This window comes from Christiangramia sediminis, assembly GCF_020552705.1.
Taxonomy (GTDB): Bacteria; Bacteroidota; Bacteroidia; order Flavobacteriales; family Flavobacteriaceae; genus Christiangramia; species Christiangramia sediminis.
Genome location: NZ_JAJBZG010000002.1, coordinates 473,815 through 497,336, shown reverse-complemented (window position 1 = coordinate 497,336; position 23,522 = coordinate 473,815). Strand labels below are relative to the sequence as shown.

At 38.1% G+C, this 23,522-nt stretch carries 22 protein-coding genes and 1 tRNA gene; 11 read left to right on the top strand and 12 right to left on the bottom strand.

Annotated features, from left to right (window positions below; all coding sequences use genetic code 11):
• The first annotated feature begins 13 nt into the window (after positions 1–13).
• The 3 genes from rpoC to LGQ90_RS06580 all read left to right on the top strand — a co-directional run bounded on the left by rpoC (position 14) and on the right by LGQ90_RS06580 (position 5,202).
• The gene (gene rpoC / locus LGQ90_RS06590; protein ID WP_229339411.1) at positions 14–4,315 is read left to right on the top strand and encodes a DNA-directed RNA polymerase subunit beta'; all 4,302 of its coding nucleotides are present in this window, start codon (positions 14–16) and stop codon (positions 4,313–4,315) included.
• 69 nt (positions 4,316–4,384) lie between these two features.
• A complete protein-coding gene (locus tag LGQ90_RS06585; RefSeq protein WP_229339409.1) occupies positions 4,385–4,840 on the top strand; it encodes a DinB family protein in 456 nt (151 codons plus the stop codon).
• Between the two features lie 41 nt (positions 4,841–4,881).
• On the top strand, positions 4,882–5,202 hold the full coding sequence (locus LGQ90_RS06580; RefSeq protein ID WP_229339407.1) for a DUF3467 domain-containing protein: 321 nt from the start codon (positions 4,882–4,884) through the stop codon (positions 5,200–5,202).
• Between the two features lie 208 nt (positions 5,203–5,410).
• Here the strand turns inward: LGQ90_RS06580 and LGQ90_RS06575 are convergent, their stop codons facing one another.
• Both LGQ90_RS06575 and LGQ90_RS06570 read right to left on the bottom strand, forming a co-directional pair.
• On the bottom strand, positions 5,411–6,781 hold the full coding sequence (locus LGQ90_RS06575) for an alanine/glycine:cation symporter family protein (RefSeq protein WP_229339405.1): 1,371 nt from the start codon (positions 6,779–6,781) through the stop codon (positions 5,411–5,413).
• A 184-nt stretch (positions 6,782–6,965) separates the two neighbouring features.
• Positions 6,966–8,555, bottom strand: a complete 1,590-nt coding sequence (locus tag LGQ90_RS06570; RefSeq protein WP_229339403.1) for a peptide chain release factor 3 — start codon at positions 8,553–8,555, stop codon at positions 6,966–6,968.
• A gap of 164 nt (positions 8,556–8,719) precedes the next feature.
• On the opposite strand from LGQ90_RS06570, the gene LGQ90_RS06565 reads away from it, so the two are divergent.
• The 6 genes from LGQ90_RS06565 (at position 8,720) to LGQ90_RS06540 (ending at position 12,188) form a co-directional block, all read left to right on the top strand.
• On the top strand, positions 8,720–10,327 hold the full coding sequence (locus tag LGQ90_RS06565) for an OmpA family protein (RefSeq protein WP_229339401.1): 1,608 nt from the start codon (positions 8,720–8,722) through the stop codon (positions 10,325–10,327).
• A gap of 68 nt (positions 10,328–10,395) precedes the next feature.
• On the top strand, positions 10,396–10,914 hold the full coding sequence (idi, locus tag LGQ90_RS06560; protein WP_229339399.1) for an isopentenyl-diphosphate Delta-isomerase: 519 nt from the start codon (positions 10,396–10,398) through the stop codon (positions 10,912–10,914).
• Complete coding sequence (locus tag LGQ90_RS06555) at positions 10,911–11,321, top strand: 6-pyruvoyl trahydropterin synthase family protein (RefSeq protein ID WP_229339396.1); 411 nt, start codon at positions 10,911–10,913, stop codon at positions 11,319–11,321. The genes idi and LGQ90_RS06555 overlap by 4 nt, the downstream gene beginning before the upstream one ends.
• A 1-nt stretch (position 11,322) precedes the next feature.
• On the top strand, positions 11,323–11,775 hold the full coding sequence (locus LGQ90_RS06550; RefSeq protein WP_229339394.1) for a peroxiredoxin: 453 nt from the start codon (positions 11,323–11,325) through the stop codon (positions 11,773–11,775).
• A 64-nt stretch (positions 11,776–11,839) separates the two neighbouring features.
• Positions 11,840–12,106, top strand: a complete 267-nt coding sequence (locus LGQ90_RS06545) for a hypothetical protein (RefSeq protein ID WP_229339393.1) — start codon at positions 11,840–11,842, stop codon at positions 12,104–12,106.
• Between the two features lie 8 nt (positions 12,107–12,114).
• Positions 12,115–12,188 (top strand) — tRNA-Thr (locus tag LGQ90_RS06540).
• A gap of 66 nt (positions 12,189–12,254) precedes the next feature.
• On the opposite strand, the gene mqo is transcribed toward LGQ90_RS06540, so the two are convergent.
• From mqo to LGQ90_RS06500, 8 genes are all read right to left on the bottom strand, one after another.
• Positions 12,255–13,751, bottom strand: a complete 1,497-nt coding sequence (mqo, locus tag LGQ90_RS06535; RefSeq protein WP_229339391.1) for a malate dehydrogenase (quinone) — start codon at positions 13,749–13,751, stop codon at positions 12,255–12,257.
• Between the two features lie 126 nt (positions 13,752–13,877).
• Complete coding sequence (locus LGQ90_RS06530; RefSeq protein WP_229339389.1) at positions 13,878–14,627, bottom strand: DUF4369 domain-containing protein; 750 nt, start codon at positions 14,625–14,627, stop codon at positions 13,878–13,880.
• 54 nt (positions 14,628–14,681) lie between these two features.
• Entirely contained in the window at positions 14,682–15,947 is a 1,266-nt protein-coding gene (locus LGQ90_RS06525; RefSeq protein WP_229339387.1) for a DUF819 family protein, read from the bottom strand.
• 67 nt (positions 15,948–16,014) lie between these two features.
• Positions 16,015–16,824: an HAD family hydrolase gene (locus LGQ90_RS06520; protein WP_229339385.1), complete on the bottom strand. Its 810-nt coding sequence runs from the start codon at positions 16,822–16,824 to the stop codon at positions 16,015–16,017.
• A gap of 2 nt (positions 16,825–16,826) precedes the next feature.
• Positions 16,827–16,994, bottom strand: a complete 168-nt coding sequence (locus LGQ90_RS06515) for a type II toxin-antitoxin system antitoxin (protein WP_229339383.1) — start codon at positions 16,992–16,994, stop codon at positions 16,827–16,829.
• Between the two features lie 3 nt (positions 16,995–16,997).
• Positions 16,998–17,936, bottom strand: a complete 939-nt coding sequence (locus LGQ90_RS06510) for an alpha/beta hydrolase family protein (protein WP_229339381.1) — start codon at positions 17,934–17,936, stop codon at positions 16,998–17,000.
• Between the two features lie 3 nt (positions 17,937–17,939).
• Positions 17,940–18,413: a hypothetical protein gene (locus tag LGQ90_RS06505; RefSeq protein ID WP_229339379.1), complete on the bottom strand. Its 474-nt coding sequence runs from the start codon at positions 18,411–18,413 to the stop codon at positions 17,940–17,942.
• A gap of 3 nt (positions 18,414–18,416) precedes the next feature.
• Positions 18,417–19,277 (bottom strand): SPFH domain-containing protein, encoded by an 861-nt coding sequence (locus tag LGQ90_RS06500; RefSeq protein ID WP_229339377.1) that lies wholly within the window; start codon positions 19,275–19,277, stop codon positions 18,417–18,419.
• 122 nt (positions 19,278–19,399) lie between these two features.
• Between LGQ90_RS06500 and LGQ90_RS06495 the strand changes: the two genes are divergently transcribed.
• The gene (locus LGQ90_RS06495) at positions 19,400–20,182 is read left to right on the top strand and encodes a S1/P1 nuclease (RefSeq protein ID WP_229339375.1); all 783 of its coding nucleotides are present in this window, start codon (positions 19,400–19,402) and stop codon (positions 20,180–20,182) included.
• Here LGQ90_RS06495 and LGQ90_RS06490 read toward each other — a convergent pair.
• On the bottom strand, positions 20,179–20,763 hold the full coding sequence (locus LGQ90_RS06490) for an alpha-ketoglutarate-dependent dioxygenase AlkB family protein (RefSeq protein ID WP_229339373.1): 585 nt from the start codon (positions 20,761–20,763) through the stop codon (positions 20,179–20,181). The two genes, LGQ90_RS06495 and LGQ90_RS06490, sit on opposite strands and share 4 nt — an antisense overlap.
• A 3-nt stretch (positions 20,764–20,766) precedes the next feature.
• The gene (locus tag LGQ90_RS06485; RefSeq protein WP_229339371.1) at positions 20,767–21,126 is read right to left on the bottom strand and encodes a DoxX family protein; all 360 of its coding nucleotides are present in this window, start codon (positions 21,124–21,126) and stop codon (positions 20,767–20,769) included.
• A 153-nt stretch (positions 21,127–21,279) separates the two neighbouring features.
• Between LGQ90_RS06485 and LGQ90_RS06480 the strand changes: the two genes are divergently transcribed.
• Positions 21,280–23,520, top strand: coding sequence for a tetratricopeptide repeat-containing hybrid sensor histidine kinase/response regulator (locus LGQ90_RS06480; protein ID WP_229339369.1), 2,241 nt, complete (start codon positions 21,280–21,282; stop codon positions 23,518–23,520).
• Positions 23,521–23,522 lie beyond the last annotated feature (2 nt).

The window sequence follows — 23,522 nt, the reverse complement described above, 5'->3', positions numbered from 1 at the left end:
AGCAGCATTTATTATGGCTAGAAATAATGATAAAAATACAGTACAGAGGTTCAACCAGATCTCTATAGGTTTAGCTTCTCCCGAGTCCATCCTTGCGGAATCTCGTGGTGAAGTTCTTAAGCCTGAAACGATCAATTACCGTACGCACAAACCAGAGCGTGACGGATTGTTCTGTGAGCGTATTTTTGGTCCTGTAAAGGATTATGAGTGTGCCTGCGGAAAATATAAGAGAATTCGTTACAAAGGGATCGTTTGTGACCGTTGTGGTGTAGAAGTTACAGAGAAGAAGGTTCGTAGAGACCGTGTTGGTCACATTAACCTTGTGGTACCTGTTGCTCATATCTGGTATTTCCGTTCTTTGCCTAACAAAATTGGTTATTTGCTAGGTCTTCCTTCTAAGAAACTTGACATGATCATCTACTACGAAAGATATGTAGTGATCCAGGCAGGTAACGCGAAGAATGAAGAAGGGGAACCATTAAAGAAAATGGATTTCTTAACTGAAGAAGAGTACCTGAACATCTTAGATGAACTTCCTCAGGAAAATCAATATTTAGAAGACAGCGACCCAAATAAGTTTATCGCTAAAATGGGAGCTGAATGTCTTATCGAAATTCTTAAGAGAATAGATCTTGATGAACTTTCTTATGAATTAAGACATAAAGCAAATAACGAAACTTCCAAGCAACGTAAAACGGAGGCTCTTAAGAGACTTCAGGTTGTGGAAGCACTTCGTGATGCAAACAAAAACCGTGAAAACAATCCGGAATGGATGATCATGAAGGTTGTACCGGTTATTCCACCGGAACTTAGACCTCTTGTGCCTCTTGATGGTGGTCGTTTCGCGACTTCAGATTTGAACGATCTTTACCGTCGTGTAATTATTCGTAACAACCGTCTGAAACGTTTAATGGAGATCAAAGCTCCTGAAGTTATTCTACGTAACGAAAAACGTATGCTTCAGGAATCTGTAGATTCATTATTCGATAATACAAGAAAATCATCAGCAGTAAAAACTGACTCTAACCGTCCACTTAAATCACTTTCAGATTCATTGAAAGGTAAGCAGGGTCGTTTCCGTCAGAACTTACTTGGTAAACGTGTGGATTATTCAGCACGTTCGGTAATCGTTGTAGGACCAGAATTGAAAATGTTCGAATGTGGTCTTCCAAAGAATATGGCAGCTGAACTTTACAAGCCTTTCATCATCCGAAAACTGATAGAGAGAGGTATCGTAAAAACAGTGAAGTCTGCTAAGAAGATTATCGATAAGAAAGAACCTGTAGTTTGGGATATATTGGAGAACGTACTTAAAGGGCATCCGGTATTATTGAACCGTGCTCCTACGCTTCACCGTCTGGGTATTCAGGCATTCCAGCCTAAACTTATTGAAGGAAAAGCAATTCAGCTTCACCCACTTGCATGTACTGCATTCAACGCCGATTTCGATGGTGACCAGATGGCAGTTCATTTACCACTTGGGCCAGAAGCTATTCTGGAAGCACAGTTATTAATGCTTGCTTCTCATAACATATTGAACCCTGCAAACGGTTCTCCAATTACAGTACCTTCTCAGGATATGGTACTTGGTCTTTACTACATGACCAAGCACAAAAAATCTACAAAAGAAGAGCCTGTTATTGGTGAAGGACTTACTTTCTATTCTGCGGAAGAGCTTGTAATAGCTTACAACCAGAAGAGAGTAGATCTTAACGCAGGAATTAAGATTAGAACTAAAGATTTCAACGAAGCTGGTGAATTGGTTATGATGATCAAGGAAACCACAGTTGGTAGGGTATTATTTAATGAAGCTGTTCCAGAAAAGGCAGGTTATATTAATGAAGTACTTACTAAAAAATCACTTCGTGAGATTATTGGTAAGATCCTTAAAATTACCAGTGTACCAGAAACTTCTGAATTCCTTGATGAGATCAAAGGTCTTGGATATGGATTCGCATTCCGTGGAGGACTTTCTTTCAGCTTAGGTGATATTATCATCCCTGAAGAGAAACAATCTATGATCGATGAAGCCAACGAGCAGGTTCAGGGTATCATTGGTAACTATAACATGGGTCTTATTACCAATAACGAACGTTATAACCAGGTAATTGACATCTGGACTTCAACGAACGCAGGTCTAACTGATTTGGCTATGAAGCGAATTCGTGAAGACAAGCAAGGATTCAATTCAGTATATATGATGCTTGATTCTGGTGCGCGTGGTTCGAAAGAACAGATTCGTCAGTTAACAGGTATGCGTGGTCTTATGGCCAAGCCGAAGAAATCTAATTCTGGTGGAGGTGAAATTATTGAAAACCCGATTCTTTCTAACTTTAAGGAAGGTCTTTCGATTCTTGAATACTTTATCTCTACTCACGGTGCTCGTAAAGGTCTTGCCGATACCGCACTTAAAACGGCCGATGCTGGTTACTTAACCCGTCGTCTGGTAGATGTTTCTCAGGATGTTATTGTAAATGAAGATGACTGTGGAACATTAAGAGGAGTTGAAGTTAAGCCACTTAAGAAAAACGAGGAAATCGTAGAATCATTAGGAGAGAGAATCCTTGGACGTATCGCTCTTAATGATGTTGTAAATCCATCTACAGATGAACTTATAGTTGGTGGAAATGAAGAAATAACTGAAGAAATCGTTGCTAAGATCGAAGCTGCGCCAATCGAGAGTGTTGAAGTACGTTCACCACTTACCTGTGAGGCGAAGAAAGGGATCTGTATCAAGTGTTACGGTAGAAACCTTGCAACCAACAAGATCGTTCAAACAGGTGAAGCTGTGGGTGTTGTTGCTGCACAGTCTATTGGAGAGCCTGGTACACAGCTTACACTACGTACGTTCCACGTGGGTGGTATTGCTGGTAACATTTCTGAAGATAATAAACTTGAAGCTAAGTTTGATGGTATTGCTGAGATCGAAGATCTTAAAGTTGTTAAAGGTGAAGCCCCTGATGGTGGAACTGCAGACATCGTGATCTCTCGTACTGCTGAACTTAAGATAAAAGATAAGAAAACAGGAGTTGTATTAAGTAACAACAACATTCCTTACGGTTCTCAGATCAATATTAATGACGGAGCTGCGGTGAAGAAAGGTGAAGTTATTTGTACATGGGATCCATATAACGGTGTAATTATTTCTGAATTTGCCGGTAAGATCAAGTATGAGAATATTGATCAGGGTGTAACTTATCAGGTAGAGATCGATGAGCAGACAGGATTCCAGGAAAAAGTAATTTCTGAATCCCGTAACAAGAAATTGATCCCAACCCTTCATATTTTAGGGAAGAAAGACGAAGTGATTCGTTCTTACAACCTTCCGGTAGGTGCTCACCTTATGGTAGACAATGCTGAGAAAATTGGAGTTGGTAAAATTCTGGTTAAGATTCCACGTAAATCTTCTAAAGCAGGGGATATTACGGGTGGTCTTCCAAGGGTAACCGAGCTTTTCGAAGCACGTAACCCATCTAACCCGGCGGTTGTATCTGAGATTGATGGTGTTGTTTCTTTTGGTAAGATCAAAAGAGGTAACCGTGAGATCATCGTTGAGTCTAAACTTGGAGAGGTTAAGAAGTATCTAGTGAAACTTTCTAACCAGATCCTTGTTCAGGAGAATGACTACGTGAGAGCTGGAATGCCACTTTCTGATGGTTCTATTACTCCAGAAGATATTCTGAACATCAAAGGGCCAAACGCTGTACAACAGTATCTTGTGAACGAAGTTCAGGAGGTTTATAGACTACAGGGTGTGAAGATTAACGATAAGCACTTCGAGGTTGTTGTAAGACAGATGATGCGTAAAGTAAGAATCGTTGATCCGGGAGATACTATATTCCTTGAAAACCAACTTGTTCATAAAGATGATTTCATCGAAGAGAACAACAAGTTATTCGGAATGAAAGTTATCGAAGATGCAGGTGATTCTGAAAAACTGAAAGCTGGACAAATTATCACTCCAAGAGAACTTAGAGATGAAAACTCTATTCTTAGAAGAGAAGATAAGAATCTTGCTACTGCCAGAGACGTAATCACAGCTACAGCTAATCCGGTTCTTCAGGGAATTACCAGAGCTTCACTTCAGACCAAGTCATTTATCTCGGCTGCTTCCTTCCAGGAAACAACTAAGGTATTGAACGAAGCTGCAGTAAGCGGTAAGATCGATCAACTTGAAGGATTGAAGGAAAATGTAATTGTAGGACACAGAATTCCTGCAGGTACAGGTATGAGAAAGTATGATAGCATCATCGTTGGTTCTAAAGAAGAATTCGACGAAATGATGGAGAAGAAACAGGAAGTTAATTATAACTAATTCCTGATAATAATTAGAAAAAAGGCTCGCTGTTGCGGGCCTTTTTTTATTTATAACGATATTTGAGATATGAAGGAGTACTTTAAAGAATTACTGGAATATTCACATTATTATAACCTGGAGATCATTAAGAAATTTAACGATGGAGATCTGCATTTTATGGTTCCGAAAAGAGCTATACAATTATTATCTCATACGCTGAATGCCCAGAAGATCTGGAATAATAGAATTAAAGGAAAAGAAGATCAGGTTGAAGTCTGGAAAAATCTTGAAGTGGATCAATTGGAGTCGGCTGAAAATGAAAATTTTCAGGAAACCCTGGCCTTACTTGAGAAAGAAGAACTAGGTAGAGTGGTAAAGTTTAAAAATTCCAGGGGAGAGCGCTATGAGAATTCTGTAAGGGATATAATTTTCCACGTGATTAATCATTCTACGTATCATCGCGGACAGATCGCGACTGAATTCAGGAAAGAGGGGATCGATCCCATAGTTTCAGACTTTGTATATTATAAACTTGATAAATAGGGGATATCAAATTAAATATTAAATTGAATAAAATTTAAATCATGGACGAAGAGAAAAAAAATAAAAACCAGAAAGGAAAGATCAATATTGAGTTAGATGAAGCTGTTGCAGAAGGCACCTATTCGAACCTGGCGATAATCAATCATTCGGTTTCAGAATTTGTAGTGGATTTTGTAAATATTATGCCGGGAAGACCAAAAAGTAAGGTGAAGTCAAGAATTATTCTTACTCCTCAGCATGCAAAGAGATTATTGAAAGCTTTGGGAGAAAATATCAATAAATTTGAAAAGGCTCATGGTGAGATACGTGACTACGATAAGTCGCCTTTACCGCTTAATTTTGGACCTACGGGACAGGCTTAGTTCAGTAAACAGGGAATAGTAGACAGTAAGCAGCTTGTATGCTACTGAATTTTACAAAAAAGAGATTTGTCAGTCGCTGTGCTCCTTCGAAAAGATAATCAATAATATATGTCATTTCGAGCAAAGCGAGAAATCTCTTTTTTTGTTTCAGTTTAATTCCTGAAATTCAATTATCAATTATCAATTATCAATTATCAATCATCAATTATCAGGGAGTATACTTCTTGAAATAGATCTTCGCAGCTTTCATCACCCTTGGCGCAAGGATTAAGGTTGAGATCATCGTAGGTATCGCCATTAGAGCAAAGAATCCATCAATCAGATTCAAAATAAAACTTAGCGAAGTTGTTGCTCCAACTATGATACTTAAAATATAAACGTAATTGTAGTATTTCTTGTTTTTAGCCCCTAATAAGAATGACAGGCATTTTGTTCCGTAATAAGAATATGAAAAGAGCGAGGAAATACTAAAAGCCAGGATGCAAAGAAGAAGCAAATAGTTCCCAACATAAGGGATCGCCTGGTCAAAAGCAGCAGCCGTAAGACTCACCCCATTCACATCTTCGGTTTGCCAAACTCCTGTAACAAGAATAGCCATTGCCGTAAGTGTACAAACTACTAAGGTGTCAATTGCCGGGCCTAACATGGCAATTAAACCTTCCCTGATCGGTTCAGAGGTTTTACTGGCTCCATGAGCCATGGTTGCAGTTCCGATACCAGCTTCATTAGAAAATGCACCACGACGAATCCCTAGAAGAATAAGTCCGCCCAGAGCACCACCTAGAAGCGGATCGCCTTTATAATTATTTGCAGCAAAAGCATCGGTAAAGATCATTCCGAAATAATGAAAAACCACATCGTAATTCACGAAGAGGATTACTAATACAGATACAAAGTATAAGGCAACCATTGCGGGCACCAACTTGGAAACGGTTTTACTTATGCGGTCCAATCCTCCAATAATAACCACTGTCGTAATAAGAGTAAGAGCGATGCCGATAATTAGGCTGCTCATAAATCCTGTTTCAATATTATTGGGTTCCAAAAGGATATAATTGATCGCCTGGGTTAGCTGATTTACATTGAAAACAGGCAAAGCACCTACCAATCCCGCCACGGCAAAGAATACCGCCAGAGGTTTCCATTTCTTGCCAAGTCCCTCAACAATAAAATACATTACGCCTCCCTGGATCTTTCCTTCTGTGTCTCTCCCCCGATACATTACGGCGAGGCTATTCGTAAAGAATTTTGTCGCCATCCCAACCACAGCACTAACCCATAACCAGAAAATAGCTCCGGGACCACCAACAGCGATCGCTACGGCAACTCCGGCAATATTTCCCATTCCTACCGTAGAAGAAAGGGCAGTTGAAAGTGCCTGAAAATGGTTAATATCTCCTGGATCATCAGGATTGTTATATTTCCCACGAAGGACTTCTATGGAATGACCCAGATATCTGAAAGGTAGAAAGCGTGAATATATTAAGAGAAAAATTCCTCCTCCAATAAGAAGGATCACCAGCGGAATTCCCCACACGGCCGAGGCGAAATCTGCAATAAACTGATCAATTTGGGACATAGATATACTTTGTCCCGAAAATAGTAAAATTTGTGGGTGTATTTATCTTTTTGGAAATGGTCTTTTCAAACCTCGAACGATTATTTGGTCATGCTGAACTTGTTTAACTTCGTTGAATCTACGATTTCAGCAACTCAAAAAGATCCTGAAACGAGTTAATGGTGACGAGGTTAAAATCCTGTTTTTAAAACTCAGAAGTAAAATGGAATTTGATCGTTCGATATTTTTGTTGGGTCATTTGCAATGAGAACTGTGAATCTGCAAGAAAAACCAGTTGGCCAGATTTATCTTTGGCCAGATATTTAGATTTTACACGCTTGAAATCCTTGAATTCCTCGCTCTTTTCATCTTCAGCTTCGATCCAGGTCGCTTTATGTACATTCAGATTCTCATAGGTACATTTAGCACCATATTCATGCTCTAATCTATATTGAATAACCTCGAATTGAAGTGCCCCCACGGTTCCGATGATCTTTCTTCCGTTCAATTCCAGGGTGAATAACTGGGCCACCCCTTCATCCATCAACTGGTCGATTCCTTTTTCCAATTGCTTGGATTTCATAGGATCGGCGTTATTAATATATCTAAAGTGTTCCGGAGAGAAACTCGGGATTCCTCTATACATAAGGTTTTCACCTTCGGTTAATGTATCTCCAATCTTAAAGTTTCCAGTATCGTGAAGGCCTACAATATCCCCGGGATAAGAAACGTCCACAATTTCTTTCTTTTCGGCAAAGAAGGCGTTGGGAGAAGAGAACTTCATGTTCTTGTTATTTCGTACATGAAGGTAGTTCTTGTTCCTTTCAAATTTACCCGATACGATCTTGATAAAGGCCAAACGGTCGCGGTGTTTGGGATCCATGTTCGCGTGGATCTTAAATACAAAACCAGTGAAATCTTTTTCGTCTGGTTTTACCAACCTGGTATCACTTTCTTTTGGTCGTGGTGGTGGAGCGATCTTAATAAAACAATCTAATAATTCTCTTACTCCAAAATTGTTTAAAGCTGAACCAAAGAATACCGGTTGTAACCTTCCTTCCAGGTAAGCATTCCGGTCAAATTCAGGATAGACTCCCTGGGCGAGTTCCAGTTCCTCTCGAAGGGTATCTGCGGCTTTATCTCCAATTAATCCGTCAAGTTCTTCAGATTTCAAATCGCTAATTTCAACCGTCTCTTCAATATCTTTCCTGGGGTCACCGGTGAAAAGGTTTACATTCTTTTCCCAGATATTATAAATTCCTTTAAAGTCATACCCCATCCCAATAGGGAAACTCAAAGGAGTAACGGTCAAATTCAGTTTTTGTTCAATTTCATCAAGCAGTTCAAAGGCATCCTTCCCTTCACGGTCAAGTTTGTTTATGAAAACGATCATGGGGATGTTACGCATTCTACAAACTTCAACTAATTTCTCAGTTTGTTCCTCCACACCCTTGGCAACATCAATTACCACGATCACGCTGTCTACCGCCGTAAGAGTCCTGAAGGTATCTTCCGCAAAATCCTTGTGGCCGGGAGTATCCAGGATATTGATCTTAATATCACGGTATTCAAAAGCAAGTACAGAAGTAGCAACAGAGATTCCTCTCTGGCGTTCAATTTCCATAAAGTCACTGGTAGCACCTTTTTTTATCTTGTTAGATTTCACCGCTCCCGCTTCCTGGATCGCACCTCCAAAAAGCAATAACTTTTCAGTAAGCGTGGTTTTACCGGCATCGGGGTGGGAAATGATACCAAATGTTCTTCTTTTATTTATCTCTTTCTGATAATGCTTCATACCTGCTGATATTGGAGCGGCAAAAATACTATTATTTTCATGAATTTCCTTTTTTAAGAACCAGCCTTTTTAACGTCAAAACATATCATTTAAACCATTAAACAGTAACTTTATAGGGTGCGTGGTCATTTTAATGGATATTTGAGTTAATTCTGTGAGAAAACATGGTTTTTACCCTACAAAGCCTAAAACTGTTCGTTTTTATTTTAGCTGTGAATCTAATTCTCGGCAGCCATCTTTATTCTCAAAATTCTTCCGAGGTTATTGGCAAGGGTTCCTATGCTGTAAACATGGGCATTACTCCACAAACCAATGCCAACGCCCTAAAGCCTTATGGGTTTATATATGAATTACTTACAAAATACCCGATCGAAATTAAATGGGTGATTAATCCTGAAAAGAATAAGGATGGAATTGATTTTAGTGTGGGCGAAGAAGTTTTTAGGTCGGGGTCTTTTATTATCCCGGTTTCTTATATAACTGAGGAACTAAAAAATACGATTCAAAACTGGGAAGATAGAGGAGTAGTGGGTTCTTACCTTGAGGAAGACCTTCGTTTACCAGTCTTTTCAGATCTATCTGTCGCTCCAAAATGGACACTGGATAAACAAAATGGTAGTATTGCCCTGGCGTATTTCAAAGCAGCAGGAATTCCAGGTTCAGCACACGGGGGTTATAGTTCAAAAAATTGGAAACTGCCGGACGAGTTGGATATTTGCGATGATCTATTCGTAATGCCTCACGCCGAACCGAAATTTGAAACTCATAAAAATCTCTATTTCTGGAACAGGAAATTCAAGGGAGCGATCTGGGCGGGCTGCCATGCCGGAAGTGAACTGGAAAATCTTCACGGTTATGTTAACAAAGAAACCAAGCCGGAACTCATTCAGTTAAATTTTTTATCTGAAGGTAGTGCAGGAGCCAGGACCACGGGGCTCATTCCTTATTACGAGCATCGTTATGCCACTCCGCCTTACGAACATCAATTCCCTTCAGATCCTATAGCGCAGTATCTTGGTAGAAGTGATAAGGCATTAATTAATGGTTCTGAGCGTATTTTGTATCCAAAAAAAGCCAATGTCTGGCGCCGCGGAATCAGGCAGATTATCATTGACGCTTCGGCACCCGATATACCGTCCCTTTCCAATGGGCCGGGATGTGTTCTTATTTACGGAAATGGATTCGACCATCCCCGTAATGGATTGGTAATGTACCAGGTATCTCATGATTTTTCAGGAAATGCTCCTGAGAATATAGCCGCCATTCGTGCCTTTTTTAACTGGAGTTTTTATGCTACGGAAGTAAAAAGAAAAGAGAATATCATTCAATTTCAGAATTTGGAAGGGGATAAGATATTTGCGGCAAGAGTAGGAGACGATCTTGTGAAAATGTTGAATTTAGATCCTATTATTTTTGATCTTGATAAAGCTGAAATTAAGCAGGAAGCTGCCCGTCAACTGGATGAGATCGCGGCATACATGATAGAATATCCTGAACTTCTTATTGATATAAGGTCGTATACAGACAGCCGAGCCGATGATAAGTATAATATCAAGTTATCTCAAAACAGGGTAAATGTGACTAAGGATTATCTGGTTAATATGGGGGTTGATGAAGCGCGTATTTCAGGAAGAGGCTATGGGGAGACAGAATTGGTCAATAATTGCAGAAATGGAGTACGCTGTTCTGAAGCAGCTCATGAAAAAAACCGAAGATCTGAATTTATATTATCTATAAACTGTGAGATCTATAATGGAAATCTAAAACTTTAGGAATTGCTTAATCAGCTTCCTTGTGATAAAAATATCCGATTTTGTACATTTGAGCTTCAAATAAAAAAATGGCAGAAGAAAAAGTAATTTTAGTCAACGAAAAAGATCAACAGATCGGGCTCATGGAGAAAATTGAAGCCCATGAAAAAGCTTTGCTTCACAGAGCATTTTCTGTTTTTGTTTTCAACGATAAAAATGAGCTGATGATTCAGCAAAGAGCGCTTTCAAAATATCATTCTCCCGGCTTGTGGACCAATACCTGCTGCAGCCACCAACGAGAAGGTGAATCTAATATTGAAGCTGGAAAACGCAGGCTTCAGGAGGAAATGGGTTTTTCTACAGAGCTTAAGGATACGATTTCATTTATATATAAGGCACCTTTTGACAACGGGCTTACCGAGCATGAATTTGATCATATTCTGGTGGGGAATTTTGAAGGAAAACCGAATCTTAATCCTGATGAGGTTGCTTCCTGGAAATGGGTTTCTTTGGAACATCTTCAGGTAGATATGGAGAAAAATCCTCATATTTATACAGAATGGTTTAAGATCATTTTTGAGAAATATTATTCACACATTCAGCAATGAGAATAACGGTACACAGAAAGGCTCATTTTAATGCGGCACATCGCCTCTTCAGAAAAGATTGGGATGATGATCGCAATTTTGAGGTTTTTGGAAAATGTAGTAATCCGCATTATCACGGGCACAACTACGAACTTATAGTTTCGGTAACGGGTGAGCCGAATCCTGAAACCGGTTTTGTTATGGATCTAAAGGTTTTAAAAGAGCTTATCTATCTGGAAGTGGAGGAGGCTTTTGATCATAAAAATCTCAATGTGGAAGTTCCTGAATTTAAAGACCTCATTCCTACTGCTGAAAATATAGCCGTGGTTATCTGGAATAAACTTCGAAATAAAATTCAGGAGAGCCATGACCTAGAAGTTACTTTATATGAGACACCAAGGAATTTTGTAAGTTATAAAGGAAACTAATATGAAAATTGGTGAAAAAGTGCCCGATCTGGAATTAAAGGATCAGCATGGTGAACATTTCAGTTTTAGAGATTTAGTAGGCGAGAAAGCTTTCGTTGTTTATTTCTATCCAAAAGATTTTACGCCCGGTTGTACCAAAGAAGCTTGCAGTTTTAGAGACAGCTATGAAGATTTTAAAGAACTGGGGGCTGAAGTGATAGGGATTAGTGCCGATTCTTCAAAATCGCACTCTAAATTCATCGATAGGTATAATCTGCCTTATATTTTTCTTTCAGATCCCAACAAGAAAGCCAGGGAGGCATTTGGAGTAAAACCTAATTTACTTGGCTTATTACCGGGAAGAGAAACATTCGTTTTCAATAAACAGGGAGAATTGTTGCATAAGTTCAATAGTATGAATGCAGGCAGACATATGCCTGAAGCTTTGACGGTATTGAAAAAAAATAGAAATTAATTTTTCTTCAAATCTGTATTCATTTCGAAAAATAGTTTAAATTCGCAGCCGAAATTTATTGATAATGGCGAGTAAAAGATTACTTAAAAAAGATGTGAATTATGTAATGGGAGACATCATTGATGCTGCCTACATTCATCAAATGGCTAATCCAAAAGAAGACCCGGCGAAATCTGAGGCGATCGTGGATGAGGCTATCAAAGATTACGATGAATTAATCACTAAGATTAATAATCGTGATGTTGAAAATAAACAGAAACATTTTAAGGAAGTTCAGGTAGATCTTGAGAAAAAAGCGAATGCTTTGATTGAAAAGCTGAACGCGCTTTAATAAAAGTTGCCGATGTAGCTCAGCTGGCTAGAGCAGCTGATTTGTAATCAGCAGGTCGTGGGTTCGAGTCCCTCCATCGGCTCTTATTAAAAAGCCTCTTCGAAAGAAGGGGCTTTTTTATTGAAAATTTTTTGAGCCAAAGTTTACGTTAATGCAGTGCTTGCAACTTCAAATTTTTTGAATTGTTTTTCTGAACCTGTTTAAAAAGCTTCTCGTCTTCTCGTACATCCTTATTCCAGAAAGGGATCATATTTTCCAGTTTAGCCTTAATTTCCTTAGACTCCAACTTTTCAGGAAAAGCGATTTTCAAGACTTCAAGCATGATGTGAACAGCGGTGGAAGCGCCGGGAGAAGCTCCCAGTAAAGCCGTTATTTTTCCATCTTTGCTATGCACCACATCGGTTCCGAAATCAAGCACTCCTCCTTCATTTTCATCTCTTTTTATGATCTGTACCCGCTGGCCGGCAACTTTCAATTCCCAGTCCTCAGGTTTGGCATCTTTAATAAAAACTCTCAGATCGTTGATCCTGTCATGGTGATCCATGCTTACTTCCTTAATTAGATAACTGGTTAAAGGAAGATTATGCCAGAAAACTCCCCACATGGAGGGTAAATTATCAAATTTTATAGATTTTGGAAGGTCCAGCACAGAACCTTCTTTTAAAAATTTGGTGCTGAAACCGGCAAAAGGCCCGAAAAGCAATTCTTTTTTCCCATTTATATACCTGGCGTCAAGATGAGGGACAGACATGGGCGGAGCATCTACCCCAGCCTTGCTATACACTTTCGCGTGGTGTTGCTCAATGATATCCCTGTTTTTACAGAATAACCATTGGCCACTTACGGGAAATCCTCCGTAGCCATCCTTTTCTTCTATTTCTACTTTCTGAAGTAAGGGTAATGCACCTCCACCGGCACCAATAAATATATGTTCTGCATCATAATAAGACTTTTCGCCGGTTTTAAGATCTTCAACTTCAGCGGTCCATTCCTCAGGTCCGTCTGGATCTATATCTTTAACCTCTTTATTTCTTAATACCGGAACATCAAATTGCTCTTCAAGGATCTCAAAATATTGCCTGGTAAGCGACCCGAAATTTACACCTGTTCCCAGTTCCATTCTGGTAGCGGCCATCACTTCATCTGGATCTCTGTTTTCCATGATCAAAGGAAACCATTCCTTTAATTTAGAATGCTCCTCTGAGAATTTCATTTTCTCGAACATGAACTGAGAGCTCATAGCATCAAACCTCTTTTTGAGAAAGTCAACATCTTTCTCTCCTCGAACCCACGCATGATGGGGGATAGAGTGTATAAAGCTTTGGGAATCTTTTATTAGTTTTTGACTAACTAAATAAGACCAGAATTGCTTTGACCTTTCAAATTGCTGGAATATATCTATAGCTTTTGAAATATCAACATTTCCGTCCTTATCCTGTGGGGTATAATTTAATTCACAGAAGGCAGAATGACCGGTGCCTGCATTATTCCAGGCCTTTGTACTTTCTTCCGAGACCTTATCAAGCCGTTCAAGAATTAATATTTTTATACTGGGATCAGACAGTTTGAGGATCAGAGCAAGCGTCGCACTCATAATTCCCCCGCCAACACAAATAAGATCATATTCACGATTGGTATATTTCATTATTTCTGGATTTGCTTCAATGTAAGTAATCCAGAAATTAATTTAACCCAATAAAATATTAAGAAGTTGTTATAAACAAAAAAGGGAAGCCAATTGGCTTCCCTTTAAATATCATCAGAATTGAATTTATGAATTATCTTCAACAGATTGTGCTTCTACTTTTTCTTCGAGTTTTTCTTCCTTACGTCGTTCTTTCAAAAAGTCTTTAAGATCTTTCCCGTATTTTGATTTTTTGACCTTAGGTGCTAAGGAATTATAAATGGTATCCAGGTATTTGATATTCGCATCAAAAACCTCTGAAAGTGCCAAATAAGGTGCGATTTCATGTTCTTTATTATTGATCGCAAAATTTACGGTGTACAGGTACTTTCGTTTTAATAATCCGTCATACTTCTTATCTATCTCCATTAATTTTTCTTCGTCCTGGGCTTTTTCAGCTTCAAAACTGGCTTTGATAAGGTCTAGATTTTGATCATTGAACCTGTTGATCATCTTACGATATTCCATTAATTTCTCCTGATTCACTGAACCTATAACCTCGGCACTGGTTTCAAATTTTTCAAGTTTGGTAGTGATAGTTACCTGGCCTTCGTCGGCGAAAAAATCTATACGGTCATCATACTGATTATTATCTACTTTTTCCAGGTACAGGTACATCATTTGAGGACTCTCAATATAGGTTTCCATGGAAAACATGGGATCTCCATCTACTACTACCGAGTCTATATTTACCAATACGGTATCATCTATTTTTTGTAGATATAAAGTTCCCTTTTTGAGACCTTTAACTTCACCGCTAACAATAAGATTGCTTTCTTTTTCAGAACAGGATGTGATACTGATCAGGATGACTAAAAGAAGAGCTAATTTTTTCATTTTTTATATTCAGATTTTAAGGAGCGCAAATATCTTATAATTTTCTATTTAATGCTAACTACCGGCAGCTATTTGCATTAAAATTGTACACAGGATTGCGCCATAGGTTCCTACCACATATCCAAAGACTGCAAGAAGTACTCCAACCGTTGCAAGGGAAGGATGGAATGCTGCCGCTACAACCGGAGCCGAAGCTGCACCACCTACATTCGCCTGGCTACCTACGGCAAGAAAGAAGTATGGTGCTTTTATGATCTTTGCAGTGGCGAACAGTAAAATAATGTGGATAAGCATCCATATTAAACCAATTCCGATAAGTCCGGGATTGTCGAAGATAGTAGTTAAGTCCATTTTCATACCTATGGTGGCTACCAGTATATATATGAAAATGCTTCCAAGTTTACTGGCGCCGACTCCTTCATAAGTTTTAAACTTTGTAAATGAAAGCAGGATACCAATCGCCGTAGCAATAGTGATCATCCAGAAGAATTCTGAAGAAAAAGATGATAGGGCACTCTTGGTATCACTAAAAACTTCGAAACTATTCAGCAGCCAGGCCGAAATATTATCGGCTCCCCAATGTGCAAATCCTACGGCACTAAAAGCGAGTGCCAGCATGATCATATAATCTGGTAATTGGGGATTTCTGGTAACACTTTCTGCGTAATTAGATACTTTCTGCTTGAGTTCTGTAATAGCTGAATTATCGGCTTTAAGCCATTTGTCCAGTTGATCGCTTTTGCCAATTCCCATAAGTAATCCGGCCATTAGCAGGTTCGCAACGACAATATCTACGAGCACCATTCCGCCGTAAAGATCAGGATTATATTCGTAGATTTCCAGCATGGCCGCCTGATTCGCTCCACCACCGATCCAGCTCCCGGCGATTGTGGATAAACCACGCCAAATCGCATCTGGACCAACCCCGCCGAGGGTCTCAGGAGAAATCACCGACATAATAAGTATGGCTAGCGGTCCTCCAATTATGATTCCTATGGTTCCCGCAAAGAACATTATAAGTGCTTTTGGTCCAAGATTGAAAATGGCTTTTAGATCAATACTCAAAGTCATAAGAACCAGAGCAGCTGGTAATAAGTATCTACTGGCCACAAAATATAATTCTGAAGTGCTGTCGTCTATCCAGCCCAGGGAATTAAAGATAGCCGGAATGAGGTAACACATTAATAAAGCCGGAACTATTTTATAGAATTTACTCCAGAATCCTTCTTTTTTTGAGGAAGTGTAAAAAACAAATCCCAGAGCAAGCATTAGTAAACCAAAAACGATAGCGTCATTAGTGAACACGGTAGTAGTTTCCATATAATTTTGAATAGGTTGGCCGGCAAAATACAATTTTTATTGTAGCCGGCTATAAGAGAATTTCAACTTATATTTTAAGTAATTCACTGATACTTTTAGCCACTCCATCTTCTTTTCCAGGGGTCGTAACCATATGCGCTATTTCCAAAACTTCAGGCTTGGCATTTCCAACTGCGATACCCATACCAACACCCCTTATCATTTCCACATCATTATAATTATCACCAAACGCCATGCTTTGTGATAATGGTAATTTAAAGTGATTGTCAAGTAAGTACTGGACTGCAGTTAATTTTGAAATTGCTTTCGGAGCAATTTCCAGGTAGGTAGGTTTAGAACGGTAGAGGTGAAGTTCATCAGGGAAATTTTGAAGTAAAAATTCTTTGATAGCATCTATTTTTTCTTCTTCGCCCATAGCCATAATTTTGTGAGCTCCCTTATTTTCTTTCTGCCATTTCTCTAATACATCCAGATTGCTTTGAAAGGCAGGTTGAACTTTAGTATTATTGATCTCCCTTTGCGTCCAGAAATCGTCTCTTGGTACATACCATTCATCATTATGAAAAAGACTAAGGTGAACATCATGGTTATTATTGAAGTCATGTAGTTCCGTAAGAATTTGGATAGGGATCTCGGTAGAACTCACCGATTTACCATCTATTAGAATTAACCCCCCATTATAACTTATAAGTGGGAGATGCTCAATATCCATTTTCATTTGTAGATGTCTCATAGCGGCAGGCATCCTGGACGAAATTAGTATAAAGGGGATCTCTGCTTTTGAGAGTTTTCTTATAGTTTCAATGGTATATGCTGAGAGTTCTCTTTCGGCATTCAATAAGGTGCCGTCTATATCTGAGAAAATAATCTTAAACATTATTATTCTTGCTTTTTAGTTTTAGGATGTCTTTTAGCGTCTTTCAGGGCCTTGTTAAGCATCCACTCAATCTGTCCATTAGTACTTCTGAATTCATCAGAAGCCCATTTTTCGATAGCTTTAAGCATATCTTCATCAACTCTTAAGGCGAATGCTTTCTTTTTGCCCATAATTTACTCAAGTTCTTTGATAAATTCGGTAATTACCGGTATCAATTCAGGATGTAAAGGCCTGTTTGGTTCATTATATGATTTTGTATTAACTAACCTGTCTTTGCTATCTACTTTTCTAAAAATATGGTTCATGTTTTCAAGAAGAACCAGTTTAGAATTTTCATTGGCATTATGCAACAATTCTGCTTGTTCGGGTTCGGTCTGAATATCAAAAGTTCCATTTACTATCAATACTGGTATATCCAGCTTAGCGATTTCTGCAGCAGGATCATATTGCATCCAACTGGACATATATGGCTGTACACTTGCCCTAAAAAGGGACTCGAGCATAGGATTGTAATTAGTAGTGCTTCCGTTTTCTTTAATTTCATCAAAAGCAATTCGGGCATTTTCGCCTAATTGCGGTGCCATTTTGGTCACCTGCTCAACTATGATATTGTCTATAGGTTCTCCAGCTCCGGCTAAAGAAATGAACGCATCTGCGAGATCTTCAGAAGCAAGAATGCCCACTAATGAACCTTCGCTATGTCCTGCTATGATTAGATTCTCATAATTATCTTGCTCCTTGAAAAAGTTTAGAACATTTTTCACGTCCGTAACGAAATCATCAAAACGGAGATCTTCTTCCTTGATCTTTAATTTTTGCATTTTAAATATGCGTTTATCAAAGCGGTAGGATGTAATCCCATTTTCAGCAAGTTGATGAGCCATTTTCTTAATACCATCATTCTTTGCCATGGATTGATTGCCATTACGATCTGTAGGACCGGAACCCTGAATGAAAATAACAAGACTCTCCGATTTCTCATCAGAAGGTTTAGTAAGCGTACCCTCAGTAAGCTCATGGACCTTTAATTCTTCTTCAATATAATTTTCTCCCTGGGCATATCCCATTTGAAGAATAATTAGGAGAAAACCTGTAAAAATATATTTTTTCATAGTTTATAGTTTGTCCTGATAGCGTTCCAATACACGTTTGGCTTCTTCAGGTTTATTGGTCCCGATAAGGAACTTTTTTTGATCTTTTGTGATAATCTGAATTCCCATGTTTCCTGAAACGTTATAAGCTTTAGATTTTCCAGAACCACGTATTCCCCAACCACCATATTCTCTTATGGGAGCATATTTTCTCACATAGCATTTGCTAATTTCATTCCATTTATATTCTTTTCTGAAAAAAGTTAAGGGTTCAAAGCTTGTTTTTATCCCATTGGAATCGATTTTTGTATGAAGTCTTAGGGTTAAGAAAAGTATCAATACTAGAAGCACTAACCCGAAGCCAATAAATCCTGAAATGCTTAGATCAGAATTTTCATAACTTCTGAAAAGAGGGAAGGAAGTTCCAATTAATGTAATTCCCAGAATTAGCAGAATCCACCACTGCCTGAATGCCTGTTCTTCTTTAAAAACCCTCATTTATTAATGGTTTAAGGTACCTGCATTTACCACCGGAGTTGCGTCCCTGTCACCACATAATACTACCATAAGATTGCTCACCATCGCAGCCCTGCTTTCGCCATCAAGTTCTACGACCTTTTTTCTACTGAGTTCATCCAGGGCCATTTCTACCATACTTACCGCGCCTTCCACAATTTTGTGTCTCGCCGCGACAATGGCCGTGGCCTGCTGTCTCTTAAGCATCGCACTTGCGATTTCATTTGCATAGGCCAGATAACCAATTCTTGCTTCAAGAACTTCTATTCCAGCAATATTTAGTCTTTCTTCCAGTTCTTTTTCGAGGGCCTCACTAACCTCATTCATACTAGAGCGCAAAGTAATATCTTCATCAAGACCTTCATCAGCAAAATTGTCATAGGGATATAAACTGGCGAGTTTTCTTACTGCGGCATCAGTTTGTACCACCACAAAATTTTCAAAGTTATCAACATCAAAAGAGGCTTTAAAGGTATCCATAACCCGCCAAACAAGAATCGTACTTATCATGACAGGATTACCCAGTTTGTCGTTTACCTTCAAACGTTCACTGTCAAAATTCCTAGCTCTTAAAGAGATTTTCTTTTTGGTATAGAACGGGTTTACCCAGAATAAACCATTCTGTTTTACTGTTCCTTTATAATCTCCGAAAAGCAAAAGCACCCTGGATTCATTTGGATTAACCAGGATAAGCCCCGGTAAAATCAATAGGGCAATAAAAAGAGTGATAGCCCAGATAGGACTTCCTGTGGTTAAAAACCCAACAATACTCCCAATTAGAAATAATAGAAATAGAAACAGCATTAAGTAACCGTTAAAAGCTTTAATTGATTTTTCCTGAGTCATGATTGAAATAGTATTTGATATTAAATTGATATCATAAATATATAATATTAAATTTTAATCTTTAGTGTTACTGACTGTTATTTTTTTCAGCTTGTTTATATTTGCTGGAAATATTGAAAAAAATGAGAAAGTTTTTATTGGTTTTGTTCAGTCTGTTTATTGCAAATACAAGTTTTGCTAATGATGCTGATTGGGGAAAAACGGGACACCGCGCGACCGCAGAAATAGCAGAAAGTTATCTAAATAAGAAAGCTAAAAAAGCAATTGATGATCTTTTAAGCGGACAGGGTTTGGCATTTGTAGCAAATTATGCCGATGATATTAAAAGCGATCCAGAATACAGAGAATTTGGTCCCTGGCATTATGTGAATATAGATCCTGAAACAGCTGAGTATAAAATTGAAGAAGCTAATGAAGGAGGAGACCTTGTACAGGCAATCAGAAAATGTGTTGAGGTCTTAAAAGATAAAAATGCCTCAAAAGAGCAAAAGCAATTTCACTTAAAAATGCTGGTTCATTTTGTTGGGGATTTACATCAGCCATTTCATACGGGACATGCAGAAGATAAAGGAGGAAATGATATTCAGGTAAGATGGTTCAATGATGGCTCTAATATCCATAGGGTATGGGATAGTGAAATGATCAATTTTTATCAAATGAGTTATACAGAATTGGCTTTGAATACTGGAGATCTTTCCAGGGCTCAAATAAAATCTATAGAAAAAGGAAAGTTATTAGATTGGGTATATGAATCCAGAGCAATGGCTGAAGATCTTTACGCAGAAGTGGATAATGGCGAAAAACTGGGTTACTCTTATATGTATGAACACATGCCCACTGTTTTGAACCAACTTCAAAAAGGAGGAGTACGCCTCGCCAAAATTTTAAATGATATTTATTCCTAGTAAATTTTCCGGAAAGTTAAATTAATCCTGGGCGAAACTATTTTTTTTGTTTTTGGAAGTTGATGTTTCCAGAATTCCTGAGTTTTTCCCTTCATAATCAAAAGGCTGCCATGCTGCAGCCTTATTTTATGTCTAACAGTAGGATCTTTTTTATGTTTTAAATGAAAGATCCTTTCCGCACCGAGACTTACTGAAGCGATAACAGGTTTTACCCCTAATTCTTTTTCATCATCGGCATGCCACCCCATGCTGTCATTTCCGTCCCGGTATAAATTTGCCAGACAAACATTAAACTTTATACCAGAAATTTTCTTTTCAACTTTAATTTTTAGTTCATTTAACTCATCGGGAAAGGAGATGGGAGACATTTCCAGCCCCGAATATTTATATGTTTTTCCTTTTTCTCCAAACAGGGTAGTTAGCCTGGGTTGGAGGATGTCTTTACCAAATAATTTTATTTTATCCTGTTTCCAGGTAGACCATTCCATTAAAAATTCATAGGTCGCATCTGCCTCCTGTTCATTCAAAAAGTTCGGGAAATACTCTAATTCGGCATCCTGAAGATTAATTATTTCTCTCATTTCTTAAAATTGTAAATAAAACCAGGCCCACCAGATCAATAAAAACTGTAGGGGAAGTCTTACGATTAAAATCCATTGGGGAATACCCGCTCCCGCTTTTTTGGACGATAACATATAAAAATGGACTAATAAGAAAACTAAAAGCATAAGGATGATGCCATATATCGCTAGATCCTTGGTTTCAGGGAAGCATAGGCCAACACCCAGGCTAATTTCTGCCATTCCACTCAGATAGACTAATAATTTATGTGAGGGAAGGTATCTAGGCATTATACGCATATACATTTTAGGTCTTATAAAATGAAAAATACCTGCAATAATATACATTGCAGCCATTAGATAGAGGTGCCACGGATAGGTCATATGTTTGAACAATTTTTTTCAAGATAAACTAATTGATGATTTCTGGAAATTCATAAGAGTATAATTATACTGTAAAAAATAAATGTTGCGTAAGTACTTTAAATAGAGTAATTTCAACGCCCGAAATCTTTTTAAATAACCTAACTGTTACTTTTGCTAAAAAACATTTCAGTCTTTTTTCTGGTATTTTTTCTATGCTGGAGCGTTAGTTTTGCGCAGACACCTCATTCTTCAAAAAATGATTCCCTAAAGGATATCATGAGTGAGATCAATGCTCATATTGAAAAATACAATTATGAGCTCGCTATAGATGACTCTCATTATCTCCTTAATAAAGCAAAAGCGAGTAATGATTACTATTATGTTTCCAAGGCATATAACGGTTTAGGTCATGTATATTATGATCAAAAAGATAGTGCCCGTGCTCGTAAAAATTATTCACTTGGTCTGGAATATGCTCAAAAAGTAGAGAACGATACTTTACTGATGGACTCTTATAATAATTTGGGAAATATATATTCCGAAATTCCTGAGACTACTAATAAGGGAATAGATTATTATAATAAGGTCATTAACATTGCAAACAAATTAAAAGCTCCTGCTGAATTGATTATTCCTAAAACCAATATCGGCTGGACCTATCTGGATAATGGTAAATATGAAAAAGCCTATCCCTATTTAAATGAATCACTACAATTAATTGATTCTCTTTCACAAAGAGAAGATTTTGATTCTGACAGAAATAGTTATCTATTTTCCCAGATCTACATGTTGCATGGGAAATATTTTACACATACTAAAGAATATGATACGGCGAGTTATTTCTTCAATAAATCTATAAGTCTGGCCATAAAAGATTCTTTGATCCTGCCGGCGGTAGAAGCGTATAAGGCTTATTCAGAAATGCTGGAGGAAAAAGGTGATTTTGAAGCTGCTTATAATGCACAGTTAAAATATAATGAATACAATTCCAAAGTTTTTGAAAGTGAGAAACTGAAACAGATGGAAATAGCTAACGCAAGGTTTAATATTAATAAATACCGGAAAGACCTTGATGTTGCGGAAAGAGAACAAAGATACCAGGACGATATCATTGAAAAATCTAAGGAGAAGGTGGCAGTTATGGTCATTTCTTCCTTGATTTTAGTTTTTATACTCATTTTTCTTTACAAGATCAATCGGGATCGAAGGAGTCTTATTCTAGAATTAAAAAATAAGAACAAACAATATAAAGAAGCTAAAGTAGAAGCAGAGAACCTTTCCAGGCTTAAAACCCGATTTTTTAGTACCGTTAGTCATGAAATAAGAACTCCACTCTACGGGGTGATAGGTCTTACTTCATTATTGCTGGAAGAAAAAAGTTTAGGAAAGCATAAGTCTGATCTCAAATCCCTTAAATTTTCTGCAGATTACCTTTTAGCGCTAATAAATGATGTGCTTCAGATGAATAAGATGGAGTCTAATGAGGTAATTCTTGAAAGCGTTTCCTTCAATATTCGCGATCAGATAAATAGTATTTTGAATAGTTTTGAATTTACCCGTGTTCAGAACAAGAATGAACTTCACCTGGACTTTGATGAAAATATCCCGGGTTTTTTAATCGGGGATTCTATAAGGCTATCACAAATTTTAATGAATTTAGTGGGGAATGCCATGAAGTTTACCGAAAGAGGGAATATCTTTTTTACTGTTAAACAAATTGAAAGCAATAACGATCAGTCCAAGCTATATTTTGAGATTCGTGATGATGGCCCCGGAATTCCTGAGAGTAAGAAAAAGGTTATTTTCGAAGAGTTTTCCCAGTTAGACAATTCAAATTATAATTATCAGGGAACCGGTTTAGGGCTTCCAATTGTAAAGAGACTATTAAAGCTGTTCAATTCAGAAATAAAGCTGGAGAGTAGGGAAGGAGAAGGCTCTGCCTTTAGTTTTACGATCTTATTTGATGTTGATACTGCAAAAACAGAAAACATCGAATTAGAAGAAAACTCAGTACTGAATGAAAATTCAGATCAAAAGAGCATTCTTATCGTAGATGATAACCGCATCAATCAGGTGGTAACCCGCAGAATACTGGAGAAGAAGGATTTTATCTGTGAGGTTGCTGGAAACGGGTTCGAGGCAATTGAGCTGGTTAAAAAAGGTAATTTTGATCTTGTTCTTATGGATGTCAATATGCCGGGGATGACAGGACTTGAAGCTTCGCAAGAGATCAGGAAATTCAACATAGAAATTCCAATTCTTGCGCTTACCGCGGTGGAAGTAGAAGAGATCAGGGAAGAGATCCATTCCGCCGGGATGACTGGAATTATTATTAAGCCTTATGATGTCCAGCAGTTCTACCAGATAGTATATAAAAATCTAAGCATCCAGAAGATGCCGGAAGAAGCCTAAAA